Raw genomic sequence first — 12,750 nt, forward strand, 5'->3', positions numbered from 1 at the left:
TTTTATGCCATGAAATGGGACCCTCGCTTTCGCGAGGGTGACGGGAGGGAGGCGGCGGCGACGGAAGCGTGACGCTTTTCTTGCCGCGCCTTGCCGGACGGCGGTGGCAGGGGTCTACTAGGCGCAATATTCCAGGGAGGGAATCGCATGCGCCGCCTCATCATAGCTTCGCTGGTTTCGCTGCTGCCCAGCTTGCTGATACCCGGGGCCGCCCAGGCCTTCGACCTGCAGGGCCATCGCGGCGCGCGCGGCCTGGCGCCGGAAAACACCCTGCCGGCCTTTGCCACCGCCTTGACGCTGGGCGTCACCACCCTGGAACTCGATATCAACCTGACCAGCGACAATGCCGTGCTGGTTGGGCATGACCCGGTGCTGCTGCCGACCGTGACGCGCAAGCCCGATGGCAGTTTCCTCAAGGAACCCGGCCCGGCGATCCGCCAGACCACGCTGGCCGAACTCCGCCGCTACGATGTTGGCCGGCTCAATCCCGATAACCGCTACAGCCAGAATTACCCCGAGCAGAAGCCGGTGGATGGCACCCGCATGCCGCTGCTCTCGGATGTGTTTGCTCTTGTGGCACGTGCCGGCAATAGCGATGTGCGCTTCAATATCGAAACCAAGGTGTCGCCGCTCAAGCCCAACGACAGCGCCACGCCGGAAGAACTCGCCGCCGCGCTGGTGGCCGAGATTCGCAAAGCCGGGATGAGCAGCCGTGCCACGATCCAGAGTTTTGATTGGCGCAGCCTGAAACATGCGCGCCAGATCGCGCCAGAAATCCCGCAGGCAATGCTGACCATCGAAACCCCGAATTCCGACAATGTGGAGCGCGGCAAGCCCGGTGCCAGCCCCTGGCTCGGCGGCCTCGATGTCGATGATTACGGCGGCTCTGTCCCGAAGCTGGTGCAGGCGGCGGGCGGCCGCGTCTGGTCGCCATTCTGGCGCAATGTCACCAAGGAGAATGTGGCCGAAGCACATGCCTTGGGTTTGCAGGTGATCCCCTGGACGGTGAACGATCCCGCCGATATGGCCCGCCTGATCGAGGCCGGCGTGGATGGCATCATTTCCGACTATCCGGACCGGCTGCGCCGCGTGATGGCGGAGAAGGGGCTGCCGTTGCCGAAACCCAGCCCAGTCAGTCCATGAGGCCGGGTTCAGCCCGTAAGGCCGCTGACGCCTTGAGGTAGAACCCCCGGCATACCAGACGGCCAAAACGCCGCAGGTGCATTTTCAGGGTTTCCAAGCCGCGCCAACAGGTCTACAAGGCGGGCGCGTGGTGGCCCGGGATGCAGACCGGAACCACCCCGCATAAGCCCTTCGCAGACCGTTTCGCAATCAGGTACCGGCCATGATCACAGCCTACCTGCCGCAAGGCTCTTTGCTGCAAAAGATCGATTTGACTCCGGCCGATACGCTGCCGGAAGGCGTGGTGTGGCTCGATCTGGTGGAGCCGACACCGGCGGAGGAAAAGGCTGTCGAAGCCCTGCTCGGCCTTGAGATGCCGACCCGCGAGGAGATGCAGGAGATCGAAATCTCCAGCCGCCTCTACCGCGAGGCCGATGTCAGCTACATGACGGCGAACGTGCTCTACCATGCCGAGACGCCGCTGCCGCAGACCACGGCGATCACCTTCATCCGTTCGCACCGCGCGCTGGTGACCTTGCGCTACGCCGATCCGCAGGCCTTCCGTTCCTTCATCACCCGCGCCGTGCGCACGCCCTCGATGTGCGCCAACCCGGATGTTGCGCTGTGCGGTCTGCTCGACTCGATCATCGACCGCGCCGCCGACGTGCTGGAATGGGCCGGCCGCGACCTCGACCAGCTTTCGCGCTCGGTGTTCGGCTATCGCGCCGATGGCACCCGCGAGGAGCCGGACGATGCCGATCTCGAAGACGCGATCCGCAACCTGGGCCGCATCGAGGATCTCAACAGCCGCATCCGCGACAGCCTCACCACGCTGAACCGCCTGGTTGCCTTCCTCAACCTGTCGCTCACCGAACAGCGTGGCACCAAGGAAAGCCGCCAGTGGCTCAAGACCATCGCGCGCGACGTGCAGTCGCTCACCGAGCAATCCGGCTTCCTGGCGCATAAGGGCAATTTCCTGCTCGATGCCACGCTCGGCCTGATCAACATCCAGCAGACCAAGATCATCAAGATCTTCTCGGTGGCTGCCACCGTGTTCCTGCCGCCGACCCTGATCGCCAGCATCTACGGCATGAATTTCCGCACCTTGCCGGAACTGGACTGGACCTTCGGCTACCCGATGGCGATCCTGATGATGATCGCTTCGGCGGCCTTGCCTTACTGGTGGTTCAAGCGCAAGGGTTGGCTGTGAATAGGGGCTGGCTTTAGGGTGGAGCAGCGCGATCTCTGGCTGGCGATGCGCCAGGGCTGGTTCTGCCGCTGCCCGCAATGCGGCAAGGGCAAGCTCTATACCAGCTACCTGAAGGTCGCTGAAAGCTGCACGGCTTGCGGCCTGCGGCTGGATGGCCACCGCGCCGATGACGCACCGCCCTATTTCACCATTCTCATCGTGGCGCACATCATCGTGCCGCTGATGCTGATGCTGGAGCAGAAGGCGCAGCCGCCGGAATGGCTGCACATGGTGCTGTGGCTACCGCTGACGCTGATGCTGTCGCTGTGGCTGCTGCCGCGCATCAAGGGCGCGCTGATCGGCCTGCAATTCGCCCGCCGCATGCACGGCTTCGGCAGCGAGCCGTTTTAGAAAAAGAGATGCCCGGGTCGAGCCCGGGCATGACGTAACTATTAAGTCGTCATCGCCGGGCTTGACCCGGCGATCCCATTCTCAACGGGCGTTATATGCCGCCAGCGCCGCGAGGTTGACGATGTCGCTCAAGCTTGAGCCCATCTGTGCGATCTGCACCGGCTTTTCCAGGCCGACCAGCAGCGGGCCGATCACGGTGCCGCCGCCAAGTTCCTGCAAAAGCTGCGACGAGATCAGCGCCGAATGCAGGCCGGGCATGATCAGCACGTTGGCCGGGCCGGAGAGGCGGCAGAAGGGATAGATCTTCTGCAGGTCCGGGTTCAGCGCCACGGCAGCAGACATTTCGCCGTCATACTCGAAATTCACTTCGCTGCCGCCGGAGCGCAACTGATCCAGCGCCATCACCGCCTGGCGCACCACATCCACCACGCCACCCGGCGCGTTGCCGAAATTGGAATGCGACAAGAGCGCGACGCGCGGCTCATGGCCCATCTTGCGCGCCACTTCCGCCGCCTGGATGGCGATCAGGCTGAGATCCTGCGAGCCCGGCAGTTCGGTCACCGAGGTATCGGCGATGAACACCGTGCGGCCCTTCGCCACGATGATCGAGATGCCGATGACGCGCTGGCCGCGCGCCGGATCAATGGCCCAGCGCACGCCTTCATAGGAGACGCTGTAGGTGCGGGTGACGCCCGTCACCATGGCATCGGCATGGCCCATGGCGACCATGCAGGCGCCGAACACGTTGCGGTCCAGGTTGACCAGGCGCTGTACGTCGCGGTGCAGCGCGCCGCGGCGCTGGTGGCGCTTGTAGAGGAAATCGGTATAGGCCTCATTATGCTTGCTCACGCGGGCATTGCTGATCTCGATGCCTTCGAGATTGCTGAGGCCGATTTCCTTCATGGTGGCGGCGATGCGCTCGCTGCGGCCTATCAGGATCGGCGTGCCGAAACCGGCATCGCGGAAAGCCAGCGCGGCGCGGATCACGGTTTCTTCCTCGCCCTCGGCGAACACCACGCGCTTCGGGTTGGCAGCAACCTGATCCATGAAGATCTGCAGGCTGCCGGCAGTGGGGTCGAGGCGGGCGCGGAGCTGGTTGCGATAGGCGCCCCAGTCGGTGATCGGCTTGCGTGCCACGCCGCTCTGCACCGCCGCCTTGGCGACGGCGAGCGGGATTTCCACGATCAGGCGCGGATCGAACGGCGAGGGGATGATGTAGGTCGGGCCGTATTTCGGCCGCGCGCCCTTGTAGGCCGCCGCCACTTCATCCGGCACGTCCTCGCGCGCCAGCTTGGCGATGGCTTCGGCGGCCGCGATCTTCATCGCGTCGTTGATGGTGCGGGCGCGCACATCCAGCGCGCCGCGGAAGATATAGGGGAAGCCGAGGACGTTGTTGACCTGGTTGGCATAGTCCGAACGCCCGGTGGCCATGATGGCATCGGCGCGGGTGGCGGCGGCCTCTTCCGGGGTGATTTCCGGATCCGGATTGGCCATGGCGAAGATGATCGGATTGGCCGCCATGCTGCGCAGCATGTCCGGCGTCAGCGCGCCTTTCACCGAAAGGCCGAAGAAGATGTCGGAGCCCTTCACGGCGTCTGCCAGGCTGCGCGCATCGGTCTTCACCGCATGGGCCGACTTCCACTGGTTCATGCCATCGGTGCGGCCCTGATAGACCACGCCCTTGGTGTCGCAGAGAATCACGTTCTCGTTCGGCATGCCCATGGCCTTGACCAGCTCGGCGCAGGCCACGCCGGCTGCACCGGCGCCGTTCACCACCATCTTCGCGCTCTTGATGTCGCGGCCAGTGAGATGCAGCGCGTTGATCAGGCCGGCGGCGGCGATGATCGCGGTGCCATGCTGGTCGTCATGGAAGATCGGAATGTCCATCAGCTCGCGCAGGCGCTGCTCGATCACGAAGCATTCCGGCGCCTTGATGTCTTCCAGGTTGATGCCGCCGAAGCTGGGGCCGAGATAGCGCACGGCATTGACGAAGGCATCCACTTCCTCGGTATCGACTTCGAGGTCGATGGAATCGACATCGGCGAAACGCTTGAACAGCACCGACTTGCCTTCCATCACCGGCTTGCCGGCGAGCGCGCCGAGATTGCCCAAGCCCAGCACGGCGGTGCCGTTGGAAATCACCGCCACCATGTTGCCGCGGGTGGTGTAGTCATAAGCCGTGTCGGGATTCTCGGCGATGGCGAGGCAGGGGGCGGCGACACCCGGCGAATAGGCCAGGCTCAGATCGCGCGTCGTCGCCATCGGCTTGGTCGGCACGATCTCCAGCTTGCCCGGCTGGCCCACTTTGTGAAATTCCAGCGCGGCCTCGTAAAGGCTGTTGGTTTTGCTCTCGGTCATCCCGGTTTATCCGTCCCTAGACTCTGGAAATTGGCTCCTGTAACAGAGCATATTAGGCACTCGCCGCCAGCCGTGAAAGAGCCATAGCGCCAAAGATGATGCGCCGATCCGATGGGTAAACCCGAGCCGTCCGACAATCCAGCAGCCAGTCCCCTGATGGCCCAGTATTTAGGCATCAAGGCGCAGAACCCCGACTCGCTGCTGTTCTATCGCATGGGCGACTTCTACGAGTTGTTCTTCGACGACGCGGTGACGGCTGCCCGCGCGCTGGATATCGCACTGACCAAGCGCGGCCTGCATGAAGGTCAGGATATCCCGATGTGCGGCGTGCCGGTACACGCGGCGGAAGCTTACCTCTCCCGTCTGATACGTCAGGGCTACCGCGTTGCGGTCTGCGAGCAGATCGAGGATCCCGCAGAAGCGAAGAAGCGCGGTTCCAAGTCGGTGGTGAAACGCGACGTGGTGCGCACCGTCACGCCCGGCACCATCACGGAAGACGCGCTGCTTGATGCCCGCGCCAACAATTATCTCGCGTCATTGACCCAGAGCGGCGGTGAAAGCGGCCCGCTCGGCCTTGCCTGGCTCGATATATCCACCGGCGAGTTCGGCGTTGCGGAAAGCAGCGCGGCGATGCTCGGCGCCGATCTGGCGCGCCTGCGTCCGCGCGAATTGCTGCTCGCCGACACACTCCTCGGTCGCCAGGCGTTGCGTGCCGCCCTCGATGGCGTCGAAGCGGCGCTGACGCCGCTGCCGGCCGCGCGCTTCGATTCCGGTGCCGGCGAACGCCGCCTCAAGGCCGCCTTCGGCGTTGCAGCATTGGATGCCTTCGGTTCCTTCGCACGCGCGGAATGTGCCGCCGCCGGCGCGCTGCTCGATTATGTCGAGCTGACCCAGCGCGGCAAGCTGCCGGCGTTGCGCCCGCCCGCGCGCCAGGCCGCCACCAGCCTGATGGCGATCGATGCCGCGACGCGGCGCAACCTGGAACTGGTCGAGACGCTGTCGGGCAGCCGCGATGGTTCGCTGCTCGCCACCATCGACGAGACGCTGACCGGCGCCGGCGCCCGGCTTTTGGCGCTGCGGCTGCAGGCACCGCTCACCGATGCGGTGCTGATCAACCGCCGCCTCGATGCCGCCGGCTATCTGCTCGAAGGCGAGCGGTTGCGCGAGGACCTGCGGGCGGCGTTGCGCAAGGTGCCCGATCTCGCCCGCGCCCTTTCCAGGCTCTCGCTGGGCCGTGGCGGCCCGCGTGACCTTGCGGCTTTGCGCGATGGCCTGGAGAAGGCCGGCGAGATGCAGCGCCGGCTGCGTGCCGAAGCCGCCTTGCCGCCGGAACTGGCAGGCCTGGCGGAATCGCTGGGGTATCATGCCGCCCTGGTGCAGGCGCTGGCCGAAGCGCTCGGCCCTGAGCTGCCGATGAATGCCCGCGATGGCGGCTTTGTCGCTGCCGGCCATCGCGCCGATCTCGATGAGTTGCGCCTGCTGCGCGATGAAAGCCGCCGCCATATCGCGGCCTTGCAGGACCGCTATGCCAATGAGACCGGCGTTGCCGGCCTGAAGATCCGGCATAACAACGTGCTCGGCTATTACATCGAGATCACGCCGCGCTATGCCGAGAAGATGGGGCCGCAATTCATCCATCGCCAGACCATGGCCAACGCTGTGCGCTACTCCACGCCTGAACTCGGCGAACTGGAGAGCCGCATCTCGCAGGCCGCCGACCGCGCCCTGGCGCTCGAACTGGAAGTATTCGACGGCTTGGTGCGGCGCAGCCTCGATGAGGCGGCGGCAATCAGCCAGGCGGCGGAAGCCCTCGCGGCGCTGGATGTGATGGCGGCTTTGGCTGAGCTTGCCTTGCGGCAGCGCTGGGTCCGGCCGGTGGTCGACGAGTCAGTCGATTTCCATATCGAGGCCGGGCGGCATCCGGTGGTGGAAGCGGCGCTTAGGCAGCGCGGCGAGGGCGAGCGTTTCGTTGCCAATGATTGCGACCTGAGCGACGGTCACAAACTATGGCTGCTTACCGGCCCGAACATGGCGGGTAAGAGCACCTTCCTGCGCCAGAATGCCTTGATCGCCATTTTGGCGCAGATGGGCAGCTTCGTGCCGGCGGCCAAGGCGCGCATCGGCATTGTCGATCGCCTGTTCAGCCGCGTCGGCGCCGCCGACGATCTGGCGCGCGGCCGTTCGACCTTCATGGTCGAGATGGTGGAGACCGCCGCTATCCTGCATCAATCGGGACCGCGCGCTTTGGTGATCCTGGACGAGATCGGGCGCGGCACGGCGACTTTCGATGGCCTCTCGATTGCCTGGGCGGTAGTGGAATATCTGCATGAGAAAAGCTGCTGCCGTGGCCTGTTCGCGACGCATTACCATGAACTGACGCAGCTTGCCGGCAAGTTGCCGCAACTGGAAAACCATACCCTGAAGGTGAAGGAATGGCAGGGCGACCTGGTGTTCCTGCATGAAGTCGGTGCCGGCGCCGCGGATCGTTCCTACGGCATCCAGGTGGCCAAGCTCGCCGGCCTGCCCCAGGCCGTGCTCGGCCGCGCCTCGGAAGTGTTGCAGCATCTCGAAGCCCAGGAGGGCGGTGGTGCTGCCGCCGCGCGCAAGCTTGCCGACGATCTGCCACTGTTCAATCTGGCGCGGCCGGCGCCGGTGCAGGCGAAAGAGTCCGAGATCGAAGCGGCGCTGAAGGCGGCGGACCTTGATTCCCTCAGTCCGCGCCAGGCCCTCGACCTGCTATTCGAGCTGAAGGGCAAGCTGCCGTAAAGCGCCTGGTCATGCCCGCGAAAGCGGGCATCCCATTTAGTCGATGAAATGGGACCCTCGCTTCCGCGAGGGTGACAAAAGCCACGCGGGCATGACGAGTCTAGGGAATTTACCGCGCCACTCTTGCTGCTCTGGCGATGCGCAAGAGCGCGTCGCCGGTCACGGCTTCCGCCGGAATGCCGGTGCTCTTGGCCAGCAATTCGGCATCGGTGAGGATTTCCAGCGCACGCATCAGCCGCTCCGGCGACCACAGGCGAAGCTGGCGCACGAAAGCATCCTCGCGTTTCCAGAACACGCCAAGCGTCTTGGCGAGGAATTTGGGATCGCCGCCACCATTACCCATGCGGCTCAAGCCGAGATGCAGGCGCTGGGCATGCTTCTGCGTCACCCGCAGGATGGCGACAGGCGACTCGCCGGCCATCTCGCTCTGCGCCAGGGCTTCCGCCAGCGCCGGAATATCGCCGCCGAAAGCCGCGAAGGCGGCATCATCGAGATTGCCGGCCGATGAATCGCCGACGCAAGCCTCGGCATCCTCCAGAGTGATCGGGCCGGGCTCGTCGCCCTTGTAGAGCAGCAGCTTGTTGATCTCGCCGCGCGTCACCATGCGGTCGCTGCCGAGATTGTCGCGCAGGTATTCCAGCGCATCGTCGTCGATGCGCTTGCCGGCTTCCTGCAGCATCGAACGGATGACGCCGAGCAGCGCATTGGCATCATCGGCATAGCAGGCGATGGCGGCGGCGGTGGGGGCATTCTCGAAGGCGGTGCGCAAGGAGGAACGCCCGGCCAGTTCGCCGCCTTCCACCACTACCAGGGCATCGCCGGGCGGGTCGCTGAGGAAATCGGCGAACAGCTTGGCCAGCTTGTCGCCGGCGCCGCTGATCAGCACCACGCGGCGGCCGCCCATCAGGGACAGCGCGGCGGCTTCGTCGGCCAGCCGGGCCGGGTCCTCGCTGAGCTGCTGCGCGGTGAGGTTGGCGACGCGGAAGGCATCGGAGAGATCCGGCACCACGGTCTGCGCCAGCGCCTTGGCGCGTTCATGCACCAGGCCGGTATCGGGGCCGAAGACCAGCGCCGCGCGCAAGGCGGCGGGCGGTTTGCGCAGGAAGCCTTCAACCTCGCCCGGTTTGAGCTTCATGGCTCAGCTTGGCTGCTGCGGTTGCTTCTGGCGGCGGCTGAAATAATTGCCGAGCACGATGCGGAGCTGTTCGGCATTGTCGCGCGTGGCGCGGCCACGGGCATCGCGCTCACTCACCAGATTGGCATAATCGGCGCGCACCAGATTGTAGGACACCAGGCTGCTCACCTGGCCCTGATGCAGTATCGTCCCGGTGCGGTAGTCGCGCAGGCGGTAGAGCGTCTGCAGGGAGAGGTTGTTGCGCGTCACTTCATCCGTGCGCGTCACCAGCACGCTGGTCACCGTCTCGGTCACTTGCAGTTCCAGGCGGTAGAGTGGCTGCTGCGGCGTGCCGAGCGGCGTCACCATGTCGAGCAGGTGGTTGCGCACCTGCTGCGTCACGCGGTTTTCCGGCTGCTCGAACACGATGCGGGAGAATTCCTCCACCGTGACATCGCCATCCTGGCGGCCATAGAGCGGCTTGAAGCCACAGGCCGTCAGGCCCGGCGCCAGCGCCAGGAGGATAAGGGCGAGCAGGATCCGTCTAGACCACCACATTCACGATCCGGTTCGGCACTACCACGATCTTGCGGGCCGGCTTGCCTTCCATGGCGCGCTGCACGTTGTCATTGGCCAGCGCCAGAGCTTCCAGCGCTGCCTTGTCCATGTCGCGGTCCACTTCCAGCGTGGCGCGCAGCTTGCCCGAAACCTGCACCGCGATGGTCACGGTCTCGTCGCGCGCCAAGTCCGCATCGGCCTCGGGCCAGGCCTGGTCGACCACCAGGCCGCTATTGCCCAGGCTCTGCCAGATTTCCTCCGCCAGATGCGGCACCATCGGCGCGACCAGGCGGCACAAGACCTCCAGCGCCTCGCGGCGCGCGGCGGCGGAAGCGGCGTCCGGGGCGCGGTGTGCCTCCAGCGTGTTGACGAATTCATGCACGCGGGCAACGGCCTTGTTGTAGTGGAACTGCTCCAGGTCCTGGGTCAGCGCGGCAATCGTCTTGTGCAGGGCGCGGCGCAGCTCCAGCGCCTCCGGGCTCCAGGTCGCCGGCTTGGCATCGCTGGCTGAGGCAATCGCCGCCTTCGGCTCGGCCACCAGGCGGTAGAGCCGCTGGGTGAAGCGCCAGGCGCCTTCGGCACCGGCCTCGGTCCATTCCAGGTCGCGCTCCGGCGGGCTGTCGGAGAGCATGAACCAGCGCGCGGTATCGGCGCCGTAGGTCTCGATGATCAGGCCCGGGTCGATCACGTTCTTCTTCGACTTCGACATCTTCTCGACGCGGCCGACCGTCACCGGGGCGCCGGTCTGCACATGCACCCAGTTGTCGCCGTCCTTCTTCACGTCGGTCGGGAACAGCCAGGCGCCGGAGGCATCGCGGTAGGTCTCGTGGCAGACCATGCCCTGGGTGAACAGACCGGCGAAGGGTTCGGCCACCTTCAGGTGCCCGGTATCGCGCAGCGCGCGGGTGAAGAAGCGGGAATAGAGCAGATGCAGGATGGCATGCTCGATGCCGCCGATATACTGATCCACCGGCAGCCAGTAATCCACCGCGTCGCTGTTCATCGGCGCCGCATCGCGGGCCGAGCAGAAACGCGCGAAATACCACGACGAGTCGACGAAGGTGTCGCAGGTATCGGTCTCGCGCCGTGCCGCCTTGCCGCAGGCCGGGCAGTTCACATGCTTCCAGGTCGGGTGGTGATCCAGCGGATTGCCCGGCTTGTCGAAGGTGACGTCGTCGGGCAGCAGCACGGGCAGCTGATCCTCCGGCACCGGCACCACGCCGCAGGCGTCGCAATGGATCATCGGGATCGGGCAGCCCCAGTAGCGCTGGCGGCTCACGCCCCAGTCGCGCAGGCGATAGGTGACGGTACCTTCGCCGGCCTTCAGTTCTTCCAGCTTGGCAATCGCGGCACGCTTGGCGTCCGTCACGCCCAGGCCGTCGAGGAAGCCGGAATTGATCGCCACCGTGTTGTCGGTGTCGGTATAGGCTTCCGTGCCGATTTCCTGTGCCGCGCTCCCTTTCGGGGCGACCACAGCCTTGACCGGCAGGCCATATTTGCGGGCGAAATCGAGATCGCGCTGGTCATGCGCCGGGCAGCCGAAAACGGCGCCGGTGCCATATTCCATCAGCACGAAATTCGCCACATAGACCGGCAGCTTCCAGCTTGGATCGAAGGGATGCACGGCTTCCAGCTTGGTGCGGTAGCCCTTCTTCTCCGCCTTTTCGAGTTCGGCTTCCGCCGTGCCGGTCTGGCGGCATTCCTCGATGAAGGCGGCAAGCTGCGGATCCTGCGCGGCAGCTTCCGCCGCCAGCGGATGATCGGCGGAGATCGCCACGAAGCTGGCGCCGAACAAGGTGTCGGGCCGCGTCGAGTAGACGTCGATCTTATCGCTGCGACCGGCCAGGGCGAAGGAGAAGCGCGCCCCTTCCGACTTGCCGATCCAGTTCTGCTGCATCAGCCGCACCCGTTCCGGCCAGCGGTCCAGCGTCTGCAACGCCGCCAGCAGGTCGTCGGCATATTCGGTGATCTTGAAGAACCACTGCGACAGCTTGCGGCGTTCCACCACGGCACCGGAGCGCCAGCCGCGGCCATCGATCACCTGCTCGTTGGCGAGCACAGTATGGTCCACCGGATCCCAGTTGACGAAGCTTTCCTTGCGATAGGCCAGCCCGGCCTTGGCGAGATCGAGGAACAGCTTCTGCTGATGCTTGTAGTAGCCGGGATGGCAGGTCGCGAGTTCGCAATCCCAGTCCAGTGAGAGGCCCATGCGCTTCAGTTCGGCACGCATGTTGGCAATGTTGTCGTAGGTCCAGCTTGCCGGATGCACCTTCTTTTCCTGCGCGGCATTTTCCGCCGGCAGGCCGAAGGCATCCCAGCCCATCGGGTGCAGCACGTTGAAGCCGCGCGCCCGCTTGTAGCGCGCCACCACATCGCCCAGCGTATAGTTGCGCACATGGCCCATATGGATGCGTCCCGACGGATAGGGAAACATCTCCAGCACGTAGTATTTCGGGCGGGAACGATCAGCCTTGGCACGGAAGGAGCCGCGGGCATCCCATTCCTGCTGCCACTTGGTTTCCACCACCTTGGCGTTGTAGCGCGACATCACTCAAACCGTTTTTTTGAAGGGGTCGTCTGAATCGGAAGATTTAGAAACTACGCAGAGAAAGCCGGCGTCACGCCCGGCAGAATCAGCGCCGGGCCTCGGCCTCCACCCGCAGCTCGCGGGCGCGCTGCAGAATGGCGTTCTCCATGCTCACATTGGTTTCCGACGCGGTGGCCTGGTCGGCCCAGCCCTCGCCCTGGCGCACCTGGCGGAACACGCTGACGCGGATGCCATCGGCGCGCAGCGCGCGGTCGAGAATGTAGATCGTCACCTTGAAACGCTCGTTCGGCGTCTGCGGCGCGGCATACCAGTCGGTGATGATCACGCCGCCGAACGGATCGGCCGAGGCCAGCGGCATGAAGGAGATGGTGTCGAGCGAGGCGCGCCACAGGAAGCTGTTGACGCCGATGCCGCCGCCGCCGCCTTCCTCGGGTTTCTTGCTGCCGGGCGAGAACAGACCGCCGGAACCGAAGATCGTCTGGCGTTCGCCGCTCGGGTTCGGATTCACGGTGCCGTCCGGGCCTTTGTCCGGATACGGCAGGTAATCGCCGCTGCCGCCGCAGGCACCAAGGCCGAGCGTCAGGCCCAGCGCCAGGGCGAGCGCCATCGCCCGGCGGCTACCGGATTGCTTGAACAAAGAAAACTGGCGAAACCACGTCATGAACACAATCCTCCCGCGGGGCG

At 65.2% G+C, this 12,750-nt stretch carries 9 protein-coding genes; 4 read left to right on the forward strand and 5 right to left on the reverse strand.

Annotated elements, in window-relative coordinates; genetic code table 11:
* Nucleotides 1-147 precede the first annotated feature (147 nt).
* The 3 genes from V6B08_RS04785 to V6B08_RS04795 all read left to right on the forward strand — a co-directional run bounded on the left by V6B08_RS04785 (nucleotide 148) and on the right by V6B08_RS04795 (nucleotide 2,722).
* Entirely contained in the window at nucleotides 148-1,143 is a 996-nt protein-coding gene (locus V6B08_RS04785; protein ID WP_341978584.1) for a glycerophosphodiester phosphodiesterase, read from the forward strand.
* 202 nt (nucleotides 1,144-1,345) lie between these two features.
* Nucleotides 1,346-2,332 carry a magnesium transporter CorA family protein gene (locus V6B08_RS04790; protein WP_341978585.1) on the forward strand — a complete coding sequence of 329 codons (987 nt, stop codon included), beginning with the start codon at nucleotides 1,346-1,348 and terminating at the stop codon, nucleotides 2,330-2,332.
* Nucleotides 2,333-2,350: 18 nt separating this feature from the next.
* Entirely contained in the window at nucleotides 2,351-2,722 is a 372-nt protein-coding gene (locus V6B08_RS04795) for a DUF983 domain-containing protein (protein ID WP_341978586.1), read from the forward strand.
* Between the two features lie 81 nt (nucleotides 2,723-2,803).
* On the opposite strand, the gene V6B08_RS04800 is transcribed toward V6B08_RS04795, so the two are convergent.
* Nucleotides 2,804-5,080: an NADP-dependent malic enzyme gene (locus V6B08_RS04800; RefSeq protein WP_341978587.1), complete on the reverse strand. Its 2,277-nt coding sequence runs from the start codon at nucleotides 5,078-5,080 to the stop codon at nucleotides 2,804-2,806.
* A gap of 156 nt (nucleotides 5,081-5,236) precedes the next feature.
* Between V6B08_RS04800 and mutS the strand changes: the two genes are divergently transcribed.
* Nucleotides 5,237-7,846, forward strand: a complete 2,610-nt coding sequence (gene mutS / locus V6B08_RS04805; protein WP_341978588.1) for a DNA mismatch repair protein MutS — start codon at nucleotides 5,237-5,239, stop codon at nucleotides 7,844-7,846.
* 109 nt (nucleotides 7,847-7,955) lie between these two features.
* Here mutS and holA read toward each other — a convergent pair whose 3' ends face one another.
* The 4 genes from holA to V6B08_RS04825 all read right to left on the reverse strand — a co-directional run bounded on the left by holA (nucleotide 7,956) and on the right by V6B08_RS04825 (nucleotide 12,727).
* Nucleotides 7,956-8,981, reverse strand: coding sequence for a DNA polymerase III subunit delta (gene holA / locus V6B08_RS04810; protein WP_341978589.1), 1,026 nt, complete (start codon nucleotides 8,979-8,981; stop codon nucleotides 7,956-7,958).
* A 3-nt stretch (nucleotides 8,982-8,984) separates the two neighbouring features.
* Entirely contained in the window at nucleotides 8,985-9,518 is a 534-nt protein-coding gene (locus tag V6B08_RS04815) for a hypothetical protein (RefSeq protein WP_341978590.1), read from the reverse strand.
* Nucleotides 9,505-12,066 (reverse strand): leucine--tRNA ligase, encoded by a 2,562-nt coding sequence (leuS, locus tag V6B08_RS04820; RefSeq protein ID WP_341978591.1) that lies wholly within the window; start codon nucleotides 12,064-12,066, stop codon nucleotides 9,505-9,507. The genes V6B08_RS04815 and leuS overlap by 14 nt, the downstream gene beginning before the upstream one ends.
* A gap of 85 nt (nucleotides 12,067-12,151) precedes the next feature.
* Nucleotides 12,152-12,727, reverse strand: a complete 576-nt coding sequence (locus V6B08_RS04825; RefSeq protein WP_341978592.1) for a DUF3576 domain-containing protein — start codon at nucleotides 12,725-12,727, stop codon at nucleotides 12,152-12,154.
* Between the last annotated feature and the right edge of the window lie 23 nt (nucleotides 12,728-12,750).

Origin of the sequence: Ferrovibrio sp. MS7 (assembly GCF_038404985.1) — a bacterium.
GTDB lineage: Bacteria > Pseudomonadota > Alphaproteobacteria > Ferrovibrionales > Ferrovibrionaceae > Ferrovibrio > Ferrovibrio plantarum.

What these genes read in the sequence shown, in the direction of transcription:
- mutS (WP_341978588.1), top strand. Translation starts at nt 5,237, where the DNA reads ATGGCCCAGTATTTAGGCATCAAGGCGCAGAACCCCGACTCGCTGCTG.
- V6B08_RS04815 (WP_341978590.1), bottom strand. Translation starts at nt 9,518, where the DNA reads ATGTGGTGGTCTAGACGGATCCTGCTCGCCCTTATCCTCCTGGCGCTG.
- V6B08_RS04790 (WP_341978585.1), top strand. Translation starts at nt 1,346, where the DNA reads ATGATCACAGCCTACCTGCCGCAAGGCTCTTTGCTGCAAAAGATCGAT.
- holA (WP_341978589.1), bottom strand. Translation starts at nt 8,981, where the DNA reads ATGAAGCTCAAACCGGGCGAGGTTGAAGGCTTCCTGCGCAAACCGCCC.
- V6B08_RS04825 (WP_341978592.1), bottom strand. Translation starts at nt 12,727, where the DNA reads ATGACGTGGTTTCGCCAGTTTTCTTTGTTCAAGCAATCCGGTAGCCGC.
- leuS (WP_341978591.1), bottom strand. Translation starts at nt 12,066, where the DNA reads ATGTCGCGCTACAACGCCAAGGTGGTGGAAACCAAGTGGCAGCAGGAA.
- V6B08_RS04785 (WP_341978584.1), top strand. Translation starts at nt 148, where the DNA reads ATGCGCCGCCTCATCATAGCTTCGCTGGTTTCGCTGCTGCCCAGCTTG.
- V6B08_RS04800 (WP_341978587.1), bottom strand. Translation starts at nt 5,080, where the DNA reads ATGACCGAGAGCAAAACCAACAGCCTTTACGAGGCCGCGCTGGAATTT.